The sequence below is a fragment of the Desulfosediminicola ganghwensis genome, from assembly GCF_005116675.2.
Lineage (GTDB): Bacteria > Desulfobacterota > Desulfobulbia > Desulfobulbales > Desulfocapsaceae > Desulfopila > Desulfopila ganghwensis.
In genome coordinates, this window is record NZ_CP050699.1 from 2,206,542 (window position 1) to 2,226,719 (window position 20,178).

The 20,178-nt window shown below is 48.7% G+C and carries 15 protein-coding genes and 4 pseudogenes; 9 read left to right on the forward strand and 10 right to left on the reverse strand.

All coding sequences use genetic code 11. The features are described from left to right. Window positions 1-171: 171 nt before the first annotated feature. Window positions 172-759, forward strand: a complete 588-nt coding sequence (locus FCL45_RS09310; protein WP_136799745.1) for an LbetaH domain-containing protein — start codon at window positions 172-174, stop codon at window positions 757-759. 673 nt (window positions 760-1,432) lie between these two features. Then, the gene (locus tag FCL45_RS09315; RefSeq protein WP_136799757.1) at window positions 1,433-1,783 is read left to right on the forward strand and encodes a RidA family protein; all 351 of its coding nucleotides are present in this window, start codon (window positions 1,433-1,435) and stop codon (window positions 1,781-1,783) included. 84 nt (window positions 1,784-1,867) lie between these two features. Here the strand turns inward: FCL45_RS09315 and FCL45_RS09320 are convergent, their stop codons facing one another. Both FCL45_RS09320 and FCL45_RS09330 read right to left on the reverse strand, forming a co-directional pair. After that, complete coding sequence (locus FCL45_RS09320) at window positions 1,868-3,058, reverse strand: patatin-like phospholipase family protein (protein WP_217907704.1); 1,191 nt, start codon at window positions 3,056-3,058, stop codon at window positions 1,868-1,870. Window positions 3,059-3,698: 640 nt separating this feature from the next. Beyond that, window positions 3,699-3,929 (reverse strand): hypothetical protein, encoded by a 231-nt coding sequence (locus FCL45_RS09330; protein ID WP_136799744.1) that lies wholly within the window; start codon window positions 3,927-3,929, stop codon window positions 3,699-3,701. Between the two features lie 293 nt (window positions 3,930-4,222). Between FCL45_RS09330 and FCL45_RS09335 the strand changes: the two genes are divergently transcribed. Continuing rightward, a complete protein-coding gene (locus FCL45_RS09335) occupies window positions 4,223-5,293 on the forward strand; it encodes a response regulator (protein ID WP_136799743.1) in 1,071 nt (356 codons plus the stop codon). A 186-nt stretch (window positions 5,294-5,479) separates the two neighbouring features. On the opposite strand, the gene FCL45_RS09340 is transcribed toward FCL45_RS09335, so the two are convergent. From FCL45_RS09340 to FCL45_RS09360, 5 genes are all read right to left on the reverse strand, one after another. Next, on the reverse strand, window positions 5,480-5,842 hold the full coding sequence (locus tag FCL45_RS09340) for a DUF5329 family protein (protein ID WP_136799742.1): 363 nt from the start codon (window positions 5,840-5,842) through the stop codon (window positions 5,480-5,482). Next, entirely contained in the window at window positions 5,839-6,885 is a 1,047-nt protein-coding gene (locus tag FCL45_RS09345; RefSeq protein ID WP_136799741.1) for an endonuclease/exonuclease/phosphatase family protein, read from the reverse strand. The genes FCL45_RS09340 and FCL45_RS09345 overlap by 4 nt, the downstream gene beginning before the upstream one ends. A 344-nt stretch (window positions 6,886-7,229) precedes the next feature. After that, the gene (locus FCL45_RS09350) at window positions 7,230-7,922 is read right to left on the reverse strand and encodes a DUF554 domain-containing protein (RefSeq protein ID WP_136799740.1); all 693 of its coding nucleotides are present in this window, start codon (window positions 7,920-7,922) and stop codon (window positions 7,230-7,232) included. Between the two features lie 775 nt (window positions 7,923-8,697). Beyond that, a complete protein-coding gene (locus FCL45_RS09355) occupies window positions 8,698-8,841 on the reverse strand; it encodes a hypothetical protein (RefSeq protein ID WP_153305571.1) in 144 nt (47 codons plus the stop codon). Window positions 8,842-9,027: 186 nt separating this feature from the next. Beyond that, the gene (locus FCL45_RS09360; RefSeq protein WP_136799739.1) at window positions 9,028-11,100 is read right to left on the reverse strand and encodes a multicopper oxidase family protein; all 2,073 of its coding nucleotides are present in this window, start codon (window positions 11,098-11,100) and stop codon (window positions 9,028-9,030) included. 748 nt (window positions 11,101-11,848) lie between these two features. Here FCL45_RS09360 and FCL45_RS09365 point away from each other — a divergent pair. From FCL45_RS09365 to FCL45_RS09385, 5 genes and pseudogenes are all read left to right on the forward strand, one after another. Further along, window positions 11,849-12,499, forward strand: coding sequence for an MBL fold metallo-hydrolase (locus FCL45_RS09365; RefSeq protein ID WP_136799738.1), 651 nt, complete (start codon window positions 11,849-11,851; stop codon window positions 12,497-12,499). A gap of 63 nt (window positions 12,500-12,562) precedes the next feature. Next, window positions 12,563-12,850, forward strand: coding sequence for a hypothetical protein (locus FCL45_RS09370; RefSeq protein WP_136799737.1), 288 nt, complete (start codon window positions 12,563-12,565; stop codon window positions 12,848-12,850). A gap of 185 nt (window positions 12,851-13,035) precedes the next feature. Next, the gene (locus FCL45_RS09375) at window positions 13,036-14,979 is read left to right on the forward strand and encodes a DUF3604 domain-containing protein (protein ID WP_136799736.1); all 1,944 of its coding nucleotides are present in this window, start codon (window positions 13,036-13,038) and stop codon (window positions 14,977-14,979) included. 413 nt (window positions 14,980-15,392) lie between these two features. After that, window positions 15,393-16,847 carry an IS4 family transposase gene (locus FCL45_RS09380; RefSeq protein WP_217907577.1) on the forward strand — a complete coding sequence of 485 codons (1,455 nt, stop codon included), beginning with the start codon at window positions 15,393-15,395 and terminating at the stop codon, window positions 16,845-16,847. A gap of 34 nt (window positions 16,848-16,881) precedes the next feature. After that, a pseudogene (locus FCL45_RS09385) lies at window positions 16,882-17,286 on the forward strand (transposase); the annotation flags it as partial. Window positions 17,287-17,320: 34 nt separating this feature from the next. Here the strand turns inward: FCL45_RS09385 and FCL45_RS09390 are convergent. From FCL45_RS09390 to FCL45_RS09400, 3 genes and pseudogenes are all read right to left on the reverse strand, one after another. Then, window positions 17,321-17,515, reverse strand: a pseudogene (locus FCL45_RS09390) (IS3 family transposase); the annotation flags it as partial. Between the two features lie 21 nt (window positions 17,516-17,536). Continuing rightward, a complete protein-coding gene (locus FCL45_RS09395; RefSeq protein WP_136800040.1) occupies window positions 17,537-18,595 on the reverse strand; it encodes an IS110 family RNA-guided transposase in 1,059 nt (352 codons plus the stop codon). 213 nt (window positions 18,596-18,808) lie between these two features. Further along, window positions 18,809-19,785: pseudogene (locus FCL45_RS09400) on the reverse strand (IS3 family transposase); the annotation flags it as partial. 62 nt (window positions 19,786-19,847) lie between these two features. On the opposite strand from FCL45_RS09400, the pseudogene FCL45_RS09410 reads away from it, so the two are divergent. After that, a pseudogene (locus FCL45_RS09410) lies at window positions 19,848-20,158 on the forward strand (transposase); the annotation flags it as partial. Window positions 20,159-20,178 lie beyond the last annotated feature (20 nt).

The window sequence follows — 20,178 nt, forward strand, 5'->3', positions numbered from 1 at the left end:
TGGTCCAGCTTCAGCGTATCCATTGAGATTTTGATCCTGCGAGGAATGCGGGGACGTGGGCCCATGTTCTGTGTGTGGCACAGTTTCACGTAACCTTGATTTTGACTTGTTAGTTGTGACGTTGGGGATGTCGAGTATTTTGGAGGAAACTAACCAAGAGGAGAAGAAAAAATGATCAGTGCGTGCAATAATATCCGGCCAAATCTTGTTGGAGATTATCCAGAAATTGATCCCACGGCTCTCATAGATCCATCAGCACAGATAATAGGGAACGTAAAAGTGGGCAAAAATGTATTTGTTGCTCCGTTGGCTGTAATCCGATCTGATGAACCGGGGCCTGATGGTAAAGTTAGCCCAATCATTCTGGGGGAGGAATGCAATATTCAGGATGGTGTCATTATCCACAGTCACGGTGGCGATATTGTCAGTATAGGGGAACGTTCTACCGTGGCCCATGGCGCGGCTATTCACGGGCCTTGTGAGGTGGGAATAGGGTGCTTTATTGCCATGCGCAGCACAGTGTACAGCGCAAGCCTGGAAGCAGGTGTGTGGGTGGGGATGAACGCGACCATAATGAAAACGACTCTTGAGGCTTACACCTATGTACCCGCCGGTGCGGTAATTCGATCAAACCGTGACGCTCTTGATCTCCGTCTGGTCTCTGAAAAGGAAAAGACGTATATGGACAATGTCTTGCTGGCAACGAATCGGTTGCGGGAGGATTACCGACGGATGCTGACAGCCAGGTCTGCTGGCTAATTACAACCTGGATGGCCCGGGCCGTTACTCCTGTCGGGAGAGGCCTCCTGAGTGTATAACAGTGAATGAGTATCGGGGGCCCGCTTCATTGTGGCACAAATCTAATGGGTGGGGATTTGGCCCTGTCTTTGTCTGGTGTCTTCCTGGGTTAAGTTACCCGGGCGTGTTGCTCGTTTGGAATTCAAATAGGAATGACAATCCTCGGTGCCAATGTTGGTTGAAGATTCGCTCACGTGTTGGCTCATCTGCTTTTATTGCGTCAGAGCACATCTCTATTCAGTCCGAACTTTGACGACCCTATACTCACTTCTGTTGAGATGATTTACTGTAAGAGAGGGAATGAACGATACTGTGGTGGTATATCTCATCAGACTGATAACTTCACAGCCAGATTGCAGGGTGCGCCCGACAGACGACTACTGTTAATGTTCTTATATCGCAAGACATAAGCTTGAACTTGTGTTCCTCTGGCTAACCTGAGATGTTAGCCAGGTGTACAGAGCAGACAAGATGGCTGCGCGAAGAGAGAACTGAAAGAATTGAACGGGAAAAACTTTATCTTGAACAGGAGTCTCCCTGGATCATATCTGAGTCGATCCTCCCAGTTATTTTGAATATGTACATCTCAACAATAAAAACATTCGACAGCAAACAAATAGAGAACAGGAAAATGATAATTACACGAATGGAAACTAAACAGCGGATGAGTAGGATCGTTATCCATAACGGTACAATCTATCTCTGCGGTCAGGTGGCGGAAGACGCGAGCATGGGTATCAAGGAACAGACTGAAACGATGCTTGCCAAAGTTGATTTTCTCCTTGAACAGGCTGGAAGCGACAGAAAACATATCCTCTCTGCCACCATCTATATAAAATCCATGGAAGATTTTGCCGAGATGAACGAGGTTTGGGATAACTGGGTCCCTGAGGGGCACGCACCGGCACGTGCCTGTGTGGAGGCGTCTATGGCAAGAGACGCGTTGCTGGTTGAAATCTCCGTTGTAGCGGCTGTTGCAAAATAGCAGTTTTAAAGGTTAGGATCTTACCTGGCAGTTAGAGTTGAGCAATAGTGTCCTACCCCGGCCCGAACGATTTTGATCATCATATCAAAGATCCTTGAGGGTTGGCGGTGTTGGAAGCCAGGGCTCACCAGATTCTGCCATCTGGTAGCCGAGATCGAATAATTGACGCATATAGTTGGGGTCAAATATTTCACTTGGTTTCTCATTAAAATCAGCAGGTATGAAAGCCAGATTGTAATTCAGTCCATCCCTCACCGCGCCATAATATAATCTGTACATGTCGCCGATACCTTGGGTGCGGATGAGTGAGGTAATTGCGCTACCTGCAATTGGAATGATTTTGGGATCAATGGGTTGCATTTGGGGGTACAGGCGGGCATTACGTATCAGATATAGATTGGGGGTGCCTTTGATTTCAAGCTTCCCAATCACTGTTGACCACTTAACGCCCACCGGATAGAGGAATATCTGGGTTGTTGTACCACCATCGACATGAATTTCGTCATAGCGCTGCCCGTTTGCTTCGACCTCGATAAAAATGGGTGGGAAGGCCGCTGGTATTGACGCAGATGCCAGCAACACTTTATGGATCAATTCTGATGCCTGTGGATGGCCGCTGGCCGCAATTTCGGTAATGTTCCAGATAACCGGCCTTCCCGCCTCCAGATTGGTTGTTCCGATAAACAGCTTGCGCCCTTTGGTATTCTCTGTCGCAATTGCGTCTACGACTTTTTGATCTATGTATTTCTTGATTTGAGCGTAAATCGGTTCGTTCCCCATCGCGGCGTCCCCCGATATGATCGAGAGGATTGAACGTCTTCTCAAGAGATCTTTCGTTGACAGGGTGGTGTAAATTTCTTCGAGTTGCGCATCGTATTCCGGACCCAGAAATGCAAAAGGTGCGGTGAGAGCTCCTGTACTCACACCGGTCACGATGGTGAATTCTGGGCGTGTACCGGTGGCTGACCAGCCCACGAGCAGTCCTGCTCCAAAAGCTCCCTCGGCTCCTCCACCAGAGATTGCCAGATAATTGTGTTCTCTCCCCATTATGCCGCTGAAGTCATCTGCGAGTTCTTCCTTGGAGAGTGTTTGCCACCTGTCAGCCCAGGGCGGTGGCAAATCGCCCCAGAACCTACCTTTGAGGGGTATTCCTGGGATCTGGGCCAGTCCTTTGAAATCAGATGGCAACGGTTGGTGGGGCGTTACTGAAGCACAACCGGCAACAATACTCATGGTCACTACAATGAGTATCAGGAGGTTTCCTTGTATTTTCATAATCTGATCTTTAAATAATAATTCATCTATCAAATTGTTATGGTTTGATTTTCTAGGGAATGTCTTTCTGCTTCTTGCGTTTGGCTGGGTCGCTGTCAACTCCCAATACAGGACTGTGATTTCGGCGGGCAGTTTCCACGGACAGGGTTGGCATCATGTGATCATTGCCGTCTGCGAGAACATCAATGTGGCGTTTATTCCTTGATTGTTGTGTATGCACCGGGCCCACGTCGGGGTAAGAGTTGAACTCATACCAACCACGAAACCACGCTTTATGTACTCACGATAGATGCAATGAGCACACAAAGTCTAATAAAAAAATCTGAGGAGACTCTGGCGGAGGTTGAATAAAACGGACACCAGGGGAAAAAATGCCAACGGCAATGGAGGTGTCGCTAAACGCTGACCATCAGACCTTTCTGTTCAACGATTCCAGGTGGTCGTGTTCACAGAGCTACCACCAGGCAAAAAGGGATTTACCCAACCTGCCGCAGTTGCAGGAGCTGAAACCATGAGGCTGCCAGTTACGGCTCACAGCAATAATGACATGTCATTGCTATTGATATCGCCAGATTCGCTTACAAGCAGTCTCGCAAGGCCCTCGCTCATACATTCGGACTGCATGGTGTGGAGGGCCTCATTAGCCCGGCATTTCAATCACCTGTCTGCCTCGTTTGCCACTGACTTTTGGTATCTCAGACTCGCCTATAACTCTCTTCGTCTGAGATTGGATACCTTTTAACAGGCGGTGGCTACCGGCCAGTATGATTTTCATCGCGGAAAGGGTGATGGTGTTGCCTGCGTATGGAAAATAAGCAGGCCGCAACCCATATCCGAGTTGTCTTCTCTCGATGGCATTGACATTGGACACGGAATAGAAATTTGTAGAATTCTGTTTAGTTACCTACTTACGTCGAAGAGCTTTACGGGCAACTGTGGAGAACTGGCGCTGAATTGAGGCGGCTTTTAGAGGCAGAAAATGTGGAATATGCATATCATTTAACACATACTATTCAAAGGAATAACAGGTAATCTGGTTATAAGCCGGGCGGCAACTGTTGCCTCCAGCATCAATACCGCTATCAAGAAACAGTAAGGAGCCTGATTGTGACGGAGCAAAGGGGAAAGCATTTAAACTGGCATTGAAATTACAGATGGATATGGATGAATAGTTTGAACAGCAACCGGTACAAAATACTGCTGGTAGATGATACACCTGTCAATTTGAAGTTGTTGGGGCAGATTCTGGACCCTGAGTATGAGGTGTTTTTTGCCGAGGATGGGGAGACGGCCATTGAACTTGCCGGCACGGTTAGGCCGGATCTGATACTGCTGGATGTCATAATGCCAGGATTGAACGGCTATGACGTATGCCGACACCTGAAGGCACAACATGACACAGCCAATATTCCCGTCCTTTTTGTCACCTCTATGGGGGAGTTGGAAGATGAACGCCGAGGTTTTGAGGCTGGCGGGGTGGATTATATCACGAAACCGATTTCCCCGTCGATTGTTCTGGCAAGAGTGCAAACGCATCTGGCTCTCTACAACCAGTCTCGATTGCTTGAGGATATGGTCGAGCAGCGAACGAAACAGTTGAAGCAAGCCCTCGAGACAATAAAAAATGCCACCTTGGAAACCATTCATAGGCTATCCATGGCAGCCGAGTACAAGGATAAGAATACCGGCGCACATATTCAGCGCATGAGCCATTATTCTGCTGCGTTGGCCCGGCAAATGGGATTAACGGATGGGGAGGTTGAAAATATTTTTCACAGTGCTCCCATGCACGATGTGGGCAAAATTGGTATCCCCGATCGTATCTTGCTTAAGCCGGGAAAGCTTGACGCCGATGAGTGGAAGATTATGAAGCAGCATACGACTCTCGGTGGCAAACTTTTAAAGTCGTCTACCTCCAAATTTTTTAAGACCGCTGAAATCATAGCCTTAACCCATCATGAGAAATGGGAGGGCAGCGGCTATCCCAAGGGATTGAAGGGAAGAGAGATCCCATTGGTGGGGCGCATTGTTGCCATTGCAGACGTATTTGACGCCTTGACCGTGCGTCGGCCATATAAAGATCCTTTTTCTTTGAAAAAATCTTATGCCATTATCCAGGACAAAAAGGGAAAGCATTTTGACCCGGATGTGGTGGATGCCTTTTTTGCGATCAAGGACGAACTGATCAGCATTAAGGGCAAGTTCCAGAATAAGGGAATCAGTTCAATATTTTAGTTAAACTGATCTGGTTGCGTACCCTATGTGTTTCCATCATCAGGACATCGGGGTAATGAAATAAACTTTTCCGCCGGTGGGTGCGGACGCACATGTGCGGTTTACCACTCAGTGAGATGCGTCGGGTGGGTGAGGAGAGTGCCGTCCCGATATTCTTTATATCCAGGGGGGACGCGGCTAGTTGATTTATGAATGGCGGCTTTCCAACCTGAAAGACTCCAGCGCATCCTTGAGCCATTTACCTGAAGGCAACCGCTCATCACCACATTGGACTTCATACTGCTTTCTGGTGATGGAACTGGCTGAAGCGATTTTAGCGATGAAGGTATCGGCGTCGGGGATACGGTTTTTTACCTTGCCGTATTTGTATTGAAGGTGTTCCGCGGCTTTGGTGGAGGGGTACTCCTTGCCGTTGCGAATGAAGGTGCAGCCGCTCTCGCTGATATAGTTCAGCAGGTAGTCAATTTCTTCATTTGCCCGGTTCTCAGAAGCGGCAAGGTTTGTTGTGGTGGTGGCGAAAAATATAAGGGATAGCAGAAATACTTTCATGGGTGGTTGGTTCTGTACTGGCTGAGAAGCGGATTTGCCAAGCGAAAAACAGCGGTTATCGGGTTGTGATCAGAAGAGTCCACCAGATGCACATCATTAGAGACAACTTCAAGTCCGCGGTAGAGAATATGGTCGATAGGGGCATTGAAGACAGTTGTTCTCTCATCATCCTCAAAAGAGAGTGCGGTCAGGCCGAGGCTTCCGGCCAGTTCATCAATCACTGCCGATCGTTTGTCGCTCCAGTTATTGAAATCCCCGGCCAGGATGATCGGGCCGTTATGATCATCCATTAACTGCTTCAGGGTTTGAAATTGCTTTTTGTAGGTGGCGGTGCCCAGAGTGAAATTCACCCCGTGAATATTGGCAACCATCAGCGTCTTCGTTGAACCGGCGACAGGATAGAGGCTGATCAGGGCAGTTTTGGGCAGCCTGAGCAGCGGTTCCATCTCCTGAACTCCGCAACTCTCTTCCGGTGATATCCATGAGGCGATCATGACCCCCGAAGCCACTCCCTTGTAGCTGAAGGCACTGTTGAAGTTCCAATACAGGCCTTTTGCCGAAAGACTATCCAGATTGTTTTGAAACTCGTTGTCGAGATAGGCCTCCTGCAGCAGGATCAGGTCTTTGCCTGCACCGAAAGTGCGCAGATCCTCCCGCCAGCCATTCTTGTTCTTTTTATAGATATTCCAGGTAAGAACAGAGATATGTTCAGGGGTAAGACCGGTGATATTTAAAACCGGATTCAGACGCTGGTTTTTGCCCGCTATCTGATCGCAGGTACCGGGGCTCACGGAAACGGGCGACTCATCTTTGGCTGAAACCATCCGCTCACTTTCAGGCGTGGGCGCGCAACCGTTCAGCAGAGCCAGCGTTGTGGCAATGAGAAGCAGGGCTGATGATTGGGGGATAAATCGTTTTATGAATCGGGCGATATGGGTTGCAGGGTGTCGAGTCATTGTATGACAATTGTGATTCGAAGGTGGAAAAGCAAGGATAACTTTAAGAAGAAAGCATAAGGGTGAATAATTATCACCTTGCTTCATACCATGTTCCAGGTCTGCTTATGAAGAATAATTTGTGCATGGTGCAGGCAAATGAGCAGTGTACTGGCGATTTATTGAAAATAAATTGATCAATAAATATCTGGTAACTATTTAAAATCAGATGGTTGCGGAGATTCGGTTGACTCAGATAACAGCAACAGAGGCCAGGGAATTTTTTTTAGCGAGCGGGAGAGCCAAGGTGCTTGAAAAGACGTAGCTGATCAATGGCACCGGTGATTCGGCGCCAACGTATGCGTGGCAAGCATGGAATCTGAAATGGGCATGTCGATGCGGGAATGAGCGTGATTTTCTGGTGAGAAGTTCACGCGACACGTTTCGAAGATTCAGATAATCGACTTCACCATGAAATAGAGCAGTGGCAGAAAAATAGCCGGCAACATATTACCAATCTTGATTGTGGTGATTTTCAGCATATTGAGACCGATAGACACGATAAGCAACCCGCCCACCGAGGTCATCTGGGCGATGGTTTCGGGTATCAGATAGCTTTTGAGGAAACCGGCCGAGATTGTGATCAGCCCCTGGTAGGCAAAGACGGCGATGCTGGAGAAAATGACACCGATGCCCATGGTTGAGGCAAAGATAATGGATGTTACCCCGTCCAGTACAGATTTGGCCATTAAGGTCTGGTGATTGCCGGTAAGGCCGCTCTCCAGTGAGCCAACAATCGCCATGGAGCCGACACAGAAGACCAGGCTGGCGGTGACAAAACCACGGCCGATGGCGCTGGTGTCTCCCGATGCGGAGGCCATTTTCTTTTCCAGAAACTTGCCGAATCCCTCGAGTTTATTTTCAATAGCCAGTGCCTCTCCAAGCAGCGAACCGATGATCATGGAGAAGATGACGACCATGAGGTCATCCGTAACCAGTGCACTTTTCAGGCCGATCAATACCACCGACAGGCCTATGGCACTCATCAGGATCTCTTTGTACCTTTCTGAAATCCCTTTATTAAAGAGCAGCCCGATAAGACTGCCGCCGATTATGGCCAGACTGTTGACGATGGTTCCGAGCATGATATGAGCCGATCCTTGCCGCTGTTACGCGCTGTAAAAATATAAAACTATCAATTTGTTCCAGCAATACTATCTACATGGTTCAGGTTGTTTTAACCATTGTATATTTTGGTTTTCTTCTATTTTCTGGCTGGCAAAATTGATAAACGGCCTCGCTTTTTCAGACTGCAGATGAGTGGTTTGAGCAGCCAGGGGGACAGGTAAACAGGGAACTGGGCAAGAGCGAAGTAGAACCCAGGCCAGATAAGGAGGTGCTGGTGAGGGCACGGCGAGTGGTAATCCGATATTTCATTGGGAAACCATAATGCCCATGGTGTGTGCATTGAGTTTAATGGGGCAGATAAAAATCACTACTTTTCCAAATACCACCAAAAATTCAGGCACTCTATGAGATTCTTTCTAATAGAAAAAAAGTAGATAACGACTGATATCGTCAATGTTGCCGGCTTTTTTACTTGGTGGAAACGGCGTCAACCGAACTAACATTCTAAAAGTCTATTTTATGGCAATTCACAACAGTTTCCATAACAAGGAATTTCACAATACACACGCTGATACACACAAATGAGAAATGCCCTAAATTTATTCCACCACCTAATCTATCCCAACAATTTGACCTGATGCATGATTGAATGACCTGTGTAGCAGCTACACCGGATAGTCAATATTCAAGACCTGATCCCGATCTTTACTCGTCTTTGCCCTTCTTCGTCATGGCTTTTTGTTTTTATTGTAGCTGATTTTTTGTTTCCAGGCAGGGAATGGAAAGAGACTGTCAGTTCGCTCCTGGCAAGGTGTCGGCATGGGAAAAGTGCAGCATCAGGAAGGTGTCAGTTCGCCAGGTTGGCAGTTGTGGGTGGGTATCGGGAGCCGATATCTGCTCCACCGAGAATACATACGGAATGACAGCCCGACTCATGACGGCTCTACCGGACCACGCGGCCACAATCAATAGGGTAGAATCGGCAGTATAGAAAACACATCAGGACAATAATCTGATTAGCGGGTCAAGGATCGGCTCAACTCTTTCTCATCCAATAGGGTCGCCGATGGCGACCCTATTCCGATGAAGGTTACCGATGAGGGTTACATATGCTCAGACACCTCAATCTTCTTCTACTACTTGCAGCACGCGCATCATCTCGTGGTCCTCATGCGAGAGGATGTGGCAGTGCCAGACATATCGACCCGGCTTATTGAAGTGCGCTTTAATCCGCACCAATTGGCCGGTTGGGGGGTCTCCATCAGGATCGCCTGGCAAAGAGGTCACCATGTCTTTCGGCGCAGCCTCGAAGTATTCCGAACCCACAGATACGGCTGAAAAATTTCGAATATTGGAAATCTCCGGAGCCTCTCCAGTTTTGCCATTGTGCTGAGCGATTGTCTGGGTACCGGTTATATCGTATTCGAAATCCTCCCGATCCAGGATATCAAAGTTCACCAGATGCAGATGGACGGGGTGCGCATCCGCCGTGAAGTTGTAGATCTCCCAGATCTCCGTGCTGCCTAAGACCGGGGTTTCAGTGGTCGGCTGGAACCAGGTGTAGGCGGTCGCAACATTAGTACCGGTTAAATCACCATCAGCCACCGTACCCAGCAAGGGCTGCAATCGTCCGAAATCGTCCTTACCCTCGAAAAGCGCCACCCGCCGGGTTGTTGGCTCTGTCCCGCCGTTGGTTACCAGATTATATCCAGGAAGACTGGCAGGGCTGAAGGTATCCTCTACACCGGACAGTGGCATGACCACATCAAACGCCATGATACGGTCGGTTTGTCGATCAGGGAACAGGTCTTCAAGGTCAAGATCGTCACCGAAAGCACCACCGAAAGGCGCATCCCCGCCGAGGTTTTTCATAATAACTCGGCTACCGGACGGGACCTGCGAGAAGTCAACGACTACATCGTAGCGGCCGCCGGGCTCAAACACCAGCGTGTCGGTCTGTTGCGGAGTGCCGAGCCCCTGATCGCTGCCGATAACCCAGAACGGGATGGGATCGCCCGCGGTGTTAAAATTGGTTTCTCCGGCGTTGACAGCCACGAACTGAACAACCATGAAGCGACTGTCACAACCGTTGAGCAAGCGAAGGCGGTAATTTCGCGGCTCGACGTTTTCCTTGGGCCAGATCTTGCCGTTGACCACCATGTGATCGCCAAAGAACTCGGCCAGCGCTGTAGGTCCGCCACCAGGGAACAGGTCTGGCGGCAATTCGGCTCCTTCTCCGGTGATGAAATCATCATAGAACGGATCGCCCGGAAAAGCCGGGTAAAAAAGCGCCCCCCGGTCGGTAAACATGCGATCCTGGACAGCATAGGCCAGCTCGTACGGAAAGGCCGGCAGACCGAGAGGATTGCCCGTCTGACCGGTATCGAACTCATCACGGACAAAGTAGAAACCGGCCATCCCCGCATAGACATTCAAGCGGGTGAGGCCCAGGGCATGATCGTGATACCAGAGGTTGGCGGCCGGCACACCGTTGTTGTAGCGGAAGGTGTTGGTGAATCCACCCTCCACGAAATCCCACTGCGGCCCTTTAACCGTTCCATCGGGGCTGTAGAAGAACTCCGGATTCCCGTCGAACTGAAAGTCGGTATTGCCGCCGTGAAGGTGGGTGATAATCGGCACCCCGTTCTTTTTGATGCTGTACTGTCTGTAATCAACGTCATTTGAAGAGCTTGCACCATGCAGGGAATAGCACCAGTGAAGATTGGTGTCCACGGGAAGCAAATGTTTCTTGCCTTGAAGCTCATTCTCCCAGCGGACCACCGTTTCATCCGCACCACCAGCTGATGTGCTCATTACCTGAAAGGTCTGCCCGGGCCAGGAGACGGTGTCCGCGCCATAACCCCAGATTTTCGTGCTCAGCCTACGGCCATTTCTCGGATTGATGAGCCCGGTCTGCTGTACGGCCTCTTTGACGCGAAGACTGAAGTTCGGACGTTGAGCTGGCCCACCATCCTGATTGAGATCCTTAAACAGGAAACCCGGATCCAGTGCGTTCGGCGCCAGTTCGACAAATTTGGGCTGGCGAGCTGGATCGCTCAACCCAGCCAGTAACTCTATACCGAATGCATTTCGTGGCAGAAACCTCAACGGTAGCATCATTCCCGCACCACTGACCATGCCAGCCTTCAAAACCTGTCGTCGGGTTATCTTAAAGTTCGATGTATGACTTTTCATGGTATTACCTCCTCATCGAAAGGGTAATAAGTGAACGTATGTTTTTTTCAGCAACCGCATTCGTTATCTCCAATTCAGGAGCACCTCCTTTTCCAGTGAATCTCTAGTCGGCTGGTCTGGAAACACTCCTCAACAACTGAATCAATTCAGCTTGTTGGATTTTGGTCAGGGCAACGAAATTCAAGCCGCGAATGCGTCTTTATCCTCCTCTGAAGGAACGACCTTCCACCCGGGTGGGTATGCCATAAACGGTCCTCCCCGGAATATTCTGCAGGGAACCGCAAACCGTCGCTTTCCACCCCAGCCTCACGGCTAGGGTGGCTTTGTCTTGAGCATCCCCACATCGAAAACACACTGTCTCCTAAAGTACGTTTAGGAGTGAGTTAAATTATGACAGAGTGGTACTTTGAGTCAAGGGGCAAATCTGTAAATTCGACGCACATCCAGCCACATAAGCAATGTCAGGCAATACAGTCATTGGACAACACTCACGTTTTTGTAATTCTCTTTGTAGTACAATTTCTCATCAGTCCTTTTCTGGTCGTATCATCTTCATCCAGGAAATAGCGTTTGGCAATTTGCCGATACTGCCGGGCGGCAAAACCATTCCTGACGCACCCATACCCTTTTCACCTGCAGGAAACGGTCATATAATCATTGAATACGTACCCTATTCATCAGCCAGGCAACCTGCACTTACAGGCTCAACAGCCAACCCGGCAGCTTACTCTCCGCAAAGGGGGCTACCATGAAAAAATCGTCTCTATACTCAACTGTTTTCAGTGCAGTAGCGTTTTTGGTCCTCTGTACCTGCTCCGCCCAGGCAGCAGGTGGCGGTGCGGTTGAGAGTGATTGGTCGCCGACCAGGCCATGCCCCCGGCATGAGGTCTATTTTCCGGGAACAGAAGAGCTTAAGCCAGATGAGATGCGCGTCATTACCATTGGCTCCGGTATGCCCATGCCGCGCCTCAAACAGGCCGCCGCAGGATTTCTGATAGAACTGGGCAACGGCGACAAGTTTATCTTCGATGTGGGGACCGGTTCGTTCACCACCCTCTATTCGCTTGGTATTCCACTGGACTATATGACTAAGATCTTTATCAGCCACCAGCATGCGGACCACATGGGTGACTTGCCCACCTTCTGGATCTACGGCATGCAGAATGGACGGTCCCAGCCCCTGGTGAGCTGGGGGCCGGGTGGCGGCGGCATGCCCGACAGCTGGGGGATGAAGGCTGCTATGGATGGGATTCTGCAGTTCTACAACTGGATGCTGGAGACCAGCAAGGGCGGCCTCGATACAAGATCATTGGCCATGCAGGTGACTTTTTCCGGCGACACCCTCGCCAACCAGTGGTGGGTCGGGCACACCGGGAGGGGTGGATCTGTCGATCCATGAATGCTTTTGCCCAACGAGTACTTTGTCATCAAATACAAATTTCAGCCAGCAGAGGCAATTTACGTGAGCACTCTGGTGCATACTGCAGCACCTGTATTCGGCAAGATCATGGCCATGACAGAACCGAAACGGGCGGTGGCCTATCATTTCCAGAACGACCCGGACACCATTGCCGATGTGGTTACGGCGGTGCGCCAGTATTATGACGGTCCTGTTGATTTTGCGGTGGACGGCATGACCTGGAACATCACCCTGGATGAGATCGTAACCCGGGTGGAGGTGATGAACTCCCAGCCTTTTCCTCCTCCTTCGGTGACTCCCCGGCAGCCTGAAAATGAGCACAAGGAGTGATGGATTAGAGAGGATGTACTTCCACAACCATAGGGGGAGCCCACTCTTGTCTGTTCCAACTTCAGTGAAGAAGCATCAGACCTCTTGAGACTGAAAGGCAAGTAGCAACCTCGGAGAAGACTTCAGAACCATCAAGCACGTCATCGGCAGCGGCTAGTCCCTGACAACATTAGAGAGGATACACAATGAATTTCACAACTGCTTTGCCCAAGACACTTGCGTTAGCTACAGCTGTTTTGACTCTGCCACTAGCTGTCCTGGCATACGACATCGGAAGCACTGACCCCGAGGTTCTTAAGGAACTTTACCCAGGTGCAACCTATTCGCCGTATGCACAGCGTACGTTCCCAAGTACGGTCTACTGGGGAGAGACCCACTTACACACGGGATTATCGCTCGATGCAGGACTGTTCGGCAACATCCTAGGTCATGAGGATGCATACCGATTCGCACGGGGTGAAGAGATTACCTCATCTACCGGCTTACCGGTAAAACTCAGCCGGCCTCTTGACTGGATCGCTATCACTGACCACTCCGACATGATGGGCATTGCCACGGATATTCAAAACGGGGCGCCGAACATCGTCGCGGATCCAAAAGGCAGGGAGTGGGCTGAGGGCTTCCAAAAAGGAGGTGAGGCCGCCGCTAAGGCCGCCTTCGACCTGATTACCAATTTCTCCCAGATGACAATTCCTGAGAAACTTGTTGCCGACTACTCCCCCGGTTCCGGAGTGTATAATAAACTGTGGGACAAAATTATCAGCACTGCCGATGATTTTTACGAACCGGGCCGCTTTACCACCTTAATCGGCTTTGAATGGACTTCAGTTCCCAAAGGTTACAACTTGCATCGCAATGTCATTTTACGTGATGATAGCCGCCGGGCAGGAATGGTCATTCCTCTTACGACGCAACCTCCCTTGGGCACCCAGGACCCTCTTGATCTCTATAAATGGCTGGAGACCTACGAAAACAAGACCGGAGGCCAGGCCTTTGCACTGGCCCATAACGGTAATCTTTCTAACGGCTGGATGTTTCCTCTGGTGGAAACCTATGCAGGAGGCAAGGTTGACGAAAATTACCTCACTCTGCGGGCCAAATGGGAACCACTCTACGAAGTCACCCAGATCAAGGGTGATGGGGAAGCACATCCGTTTCTTTCGCCCGATGATGAGTTCGCAGACTATGAAACCCTGGACAAGGGCAACCTTGACCTCACCGATCTCAAAAAAGATGATATGCTGCAGCGTGAGTATGCCCGAGAGGCTCTGAAAAACGGCCTCCTACTGGAGCAACAACTGGGCATCAATCCGTACAAGTTCGGCATGGTCGGGGCGACAGACAGCCACACAAGCTTATCCACAGCCGAAGAAGAAAACTTCTTCGGGAAATCAACCAGTGCTGAACCTTCAAAAACACGAGTAGCGCACCCATTTGTCAAATCAGAACTGGGGGCTATTGAAGGTTATGAACTATCTGCGTCCGGCTATCAGGCTGTTTGGGCATCAGAGAATACCCGTGAGGCTATTTTTGATGCCATGGAGCGCAAAGAGACCTATGCCACAACTGGTCCCCGTATCATAGTCAGGTTTTTTGGCGGATGGGAATTCGTTGAAGATGATATCAGAAATCGAGCTCCTGCCTTTATTGGATACCAAAAGGGCGTTCCCATGGGCGGAGATCTGACAACTGCGCCTGAAGACAAAGTACCAAGTTTCATGGTGGTCGCACTCCGTGATCCTATAGGTGCGAATCTGGATAGAGTCCAGATCATCAAGGGCTGGCTTGACGAGCAGGGCAAGACCCATGAACGCATCTATGATGTCGCCGTCTCTGACGATCGTTCGATAGATGCAAATGGCCGCTGCCTGGAAGCTATTGGCAACACCGTCGACATTGACAAGGCCACATGGAGCAATAGCATCGGAGAATCAGAACTCACTGCCGTTTGGACCGACCCCGAGTTCGATCCAACCCAAAAAGCTTTTTATTACGCAAGAATACTTGAGATTCCAACACCCAGGTGGGTGCTCTATGATAAACTCCGCTTTGGCGCTGAGATACCTGATGAAGCACAACTCACCCATCAGGAGCGGGCATATACGAGCCCTATCTGGTACACGCCGTAGCAACGGTAAACGAAACAGAGACCATGGCAGAAGTGGCCTCATTGCCCAATGCTCATTGCAGGCAAGTGCATATGTTCCGTATCCGGTTTCTGGCTGGCCTCATCATTCGTGTAATGATGAGTGCTGGCTATGCATAAGCCAAACCAATTTTACCTTGGTATTTAAAGATATTTTCGGTTGGAGTGGCACTTTACCTGAGCACCCTGGTGCATGCTACGGTGCCCGTTTTCGGCAGCAAGATCATGGCCATGACAGAACCACGACTGGCCGTGGCCCATCACTTCCAGAACCACCCGGAATGATCCGTGGTCTGTCCCGAATGGCGCTAGTTTAAGCGTGTTTTATAGGTGAAAAGCAACTGAATATATTGGCAAAAATTGGTATAATTTGCTATGCGAAACCAACACCAAATCATGCCAATGTTGCCCGGTTTTCACCTTCCCAAACGAGGTAGAAAACCTCATAGCCAACAACAAAAATTTGCTCGAAAAATCACTTCCCTCAGACAGAACTCTTTTAAACAGATAGGAGAGATTTTTGGGCAATTCATTCCCACGAAATTGCTCAAACAGGATCCTTCGGGAAAGATGAGCAGACGACGTTTGTTTACCAAGGAAAACACTTTTTGGTCCTTCTTAGGCCAAGTCCTTGATGCAGACGGTGGATGTAGAGAAGCTGTAAAAAAGTTGCAATCATATGCATCTAACCACGGCCTTCGGCTTCCATCATCATCTACCGCTTCATATTGCTGTGCACGTAAGAAATTAGATGAAAATCTGCTTGTTGAGGTGTTTCAACATACTGCTAAATGGTCCGGAGCACGACGTGCATCTCATTCATTAAATGATCGCCAGGTAATTGTTGTTGATGGGACAGGTGTTACAATGGCGGATACAGCAGAAAATCAAGAGCTTTGGCCACAGTCATCGAACCAGAAACCAGGATGCGGCTTCCCCTCAGCACGAATATGCGCATACTTTTCATTGCAAACCGGAACAATGCTCAGCTATGCCATCGGTAATAAAAAGAGTAACGAACTTCCATTGTTCCGTAAGCAGTGGTCCACCTTTGAGGCTGGTGATATCTTTCTTGGTGATAAAGGTTTTTGTAGTTACTTCGATTTAGCCGAGCTGAAAAAACGCTGTGTTGATAGTGTGATAACACTTGCTCGTAGAAAACCAGTCGGTAGGAAAAACTGCATTAAAGAATTCGCTCCTGATGATCTACTGATTGAATGGAAAAAACCAGTATACAGGGAAATGGTGTCGTATTCGCGGAAAACCTGGGAGGACCTTCCCGACAAACTCGTTATGAGACAAATCAAAGTAAAGGTGACTCAATCAGGGTTTAGAACAAAAGAATTTCATATTGTTACCACGCTAATCGATCAAGATCAGTACCTGAAAGACGAAATTGCAGCGTTATACCTTAAGCGTTGGGATGTCGAACTTTTCTTTCGTGATATCAAGACAACGATGGGATTTGATATCCTCCGGTGCCAATCGCCTGAAATGATAAAGAAAGAAATTTTAATGTACTTCATAGCGTACAACTGCATCCGGCGCATAATGTTACAAGCGACACAGCTGGTAGACATTGATATCCGGTCTATCAGTTTCAAAGGAAGTCTACAGGCTATTAGAAGTTGGGAACCACGGTTGGGGTCCTCTAGGTTGAGCACAAATGAAAGACAAAACATGCTCTCAGATTTATCCTTTGTCGTGGCTCGTTGCAAAGTTTTCGACAGGCCTGGACGAAGCGATCCGCGGTGTCTTAAGCGAAGACCAAAACCTTATCAGTTACTCAACAAACCTAGGAGTGAAATGGTCGAAATACAGCATCGGAGCAGATATGAAAAAAAGGCTTAAACTAGCGCCATTCTGGTCTGTCCCCAGATTCTTCATGACCAAACTCGGAATCCTCCCACAAGGATACATTTACCCCAAAGAAGTGCGACCTATACGAGATCTCTTAAGAAAACGAGGACATTTGGTCAGTTTGCGGACCTCATTAATCAACAGCCTACAGGGGAGATTGTCAAGAAACTGTGGCCACAGCCTTAATGGCAACAAGATCAAACAGACAACAGAGAATCACGTAGCACCCCTCCTTTGTGACAATGATGACTTGGCGCTCAGCGGCGAAGTTTCCAAACAGAGCATCGATTATCTGAGCAGGCAAATAACCAGGATAGAAAGAACCTGCCATGAAAGGATGAAAATTGAAGATCAATATAGAAATTTACTCACCATCCCAGGTGTAGGCAAAATTCTGGCCTTAACCATTTCCCTGGAAACAGGATCTATCGCTATGATCTTGCAACAATAAAGTGGAACCCTAGTTAAGCCGTTTTTTCCCTATCCCACCACTCCTGCTCAAAAAGAGCTGGTGCTTTGTAACCGTTCGTCGAGTGCTTCCTCTGACGATTAAAATAGACCTCTATATAGTTGAACAGTGAATGCTCGGCTTCCAATTTGTCGCGAAATTTCACATGATGAGTCAGCTGTGTCTTCAAAGAGGCAAAGAAGGATTCAGAGACTGCATTGACGCTCCTATGTCAAGAGGTCAAGGCGGCATCTTCCAAATCAGCCAAAATTAATGGGTACAATTCTCTGACAATATAACGTTTCAAACAACGATGTATCTCTTTCACGGATTTTCCTTCTGCAGTTCTACGAGCGACATAAACCTGGGTGCGTGGATCACTCCTCATGCGTACCATGGCGATCGTCCAGAGAGCATTGTTTGCAGCTCGGTTACCACCTCTATTCAGGCGGTGACGGACTGTTTTCCCAGAAGATGCTTCCAAAGGGTTAACACCGCACAACGATGCAAGTGCTGATTCACTTCGTAAACGTTCAGGATTATCGCCGGCTACAGATAGCAATATGGCAGCTGTTTGAGGCCCGACACCAAACTGCTTACGCACCCGCGTAGCTGCTTTTGCAGTCAATTGTTCCAGATCTTTGTCTAATAACTTCAGTTCTTCTGTCAAGTATAACCAGCGCTTAGCAAGGAGGCGAAGTGTTGTTGCCAAGGTTTTCGACCAGTTTGTTTCACCCAAAGAACGAAGGCGTGCACAGCATTTCGCACACTCGGCAGCATTTGATTTCCATAATCTTGATCTTATTTCATCTGGCGCAGAAATTAACAAGCCTCTTAGCTGGTTGATTGTCTGTGTCCTGGATTTAACCGTGCTACGTCGAGCAACTGAAATAATACGCATTGCTTCTGCTGCACCTGACTGTGATTTTGGAACTGCACAGTCGGTACCTGATAAAACGGTGCGGGCTGCACTCTCAGCATCTGTTGGATCAGATTTTCCACGAAATCGGCGCATTGAACGATCTGGTCGATTAATTTCCAGAACTAAAACATCCTCCGCAGCAAGATACCTGGCCAGGCCCGCACCATAAGTTCCAGTACCTTCAATCCCCGCTCTTTGCAGGTCTCCAAAAGATCGAGCCCATTTAGCTAATTGTTTATATCCTTTTGAATTAGCTGTAACTGATAAATGACCTAAAAGTTTGCCTACGCTATCAATGACGACTCCAATGTGCTGGTCCAAGTGGGTATCAACACCAAGGATTACCTCACGTGTCAGTTGGCTGCTCATCGACTACCTCCTAAAAGTTTAGTAGGTATCACCAGCCCGGATTACAGGACAGGACACTCAAGATGCAGGACAAAGCTCCTATTAGGTCACAAGCAATCGGCCCAGTGATGCATGGGGAACGCCAGGGCCAGCCGACAGGTCAACGCAAAGGCAATAGAGCCAATCCCAGCACGGGTCAGGCTAGCCTGACATTCAATACCACTATAACTGAGTATCCCAACAATTTCCCTTGCGACTCATGCTTTGAATATATCCATTCTGTGTTAGTACAGCCCTGAAACTGGAACTTGCATACTGAATGCCACGATCACTATGGATCATCAAACCTGGTGCAGGCCTGCGCCTCATTATTGCTTTTTTAAGTGCATATATTGCAGATTTACTCTCCAGGGATTCGCTCAGATCCCAGCCAACAATCGCGCGAGAAAATAGATCAATAAACACTGTGAGATAATGCCATTTTGCACCGACCTTGATGTAGGTGATATCGCTCACCCAGGTGGTGTTCGGTGCTGAAACTGAGAAATTACGATCAAGCAGATTCGGCGCTACAGGTTGCTTATGTTTTGAATCGGTTGTTACTACGAATTTCTTTGTTGTTTTGCACCTCAACCCCATTTCTTTCATTAATCGCGCAACGCGAGGCCGACTAACGCTGGAAAATTCACGCTCATCTCGCAAGTCAGCGGTAACAAGCGGGCTGCCGACCATGCCTTTATGAACGCTAAAGATCTCCTTCACGCGCTCTTTAATCCGTATATTTTCTCGTTTTCGCTTGGAGATAGGAGCTTTCTCCCAACGATAGAAACCACTCGGGGTAACTTCTAAAGCCTGGCACATCTTCTTCACCGGAAATGCTGAGCGGTTCTTTTCAATAAATCTATATTTCATTTCGGTGCTCTGCTGAAGATGGCCACAGCTTTTTTTAGGATATCTCGTTCCATCTCGGCATCCTTGAGCTTTTTCTCCAGGTCCCTGATTTTCTTTTCCTGCTCAGTCAGAGCCTCACGACCGTTCCCAGGGAAAGCTAGTTCTTCTTTGGCTCGAAACTCACGCCTCCACTTGTAGAGAAGGTCTTTAGAGATACCGAGACTGTCGGCAACATCTTGCACTGACCTGCCGGGATCATCGGTCAGCTGAACTGCATTGCGCTTGAAATCTGGATCGTATCTTCTTCTTTGAACACTCATATCTTCCTCCTGCCAATCTCTTTAATATTGGCTTATCTGAGTGTCCACTCTTTTATAGCAGGATCACTAGGTTTAAAACGGTCGGAGACTATGCGTCCTATTGTCGAAAGGTGCCGACAAAATGGCTAAGCAACAAAAACGCAAAGGGAAAGGCAACAGCAAAAACGGTAACAAGTACCTCTCCTGGGCATTCGCCGAGGCTGCGGAATATGCCCGGAGATATAACGATCAGGCAAGGACCATTTACAACCGGAAATCGTCTAAAGCTACAGCATCTGTCGCCTATGCAGCATTAGCACATAAACTGGCACGCGCTGCCTACTATATCATGAGGGATAATGTTGAGTTTGATGGCAACAAACTCTTTGCCTGAAAAATCGGCCGGAACGGGGA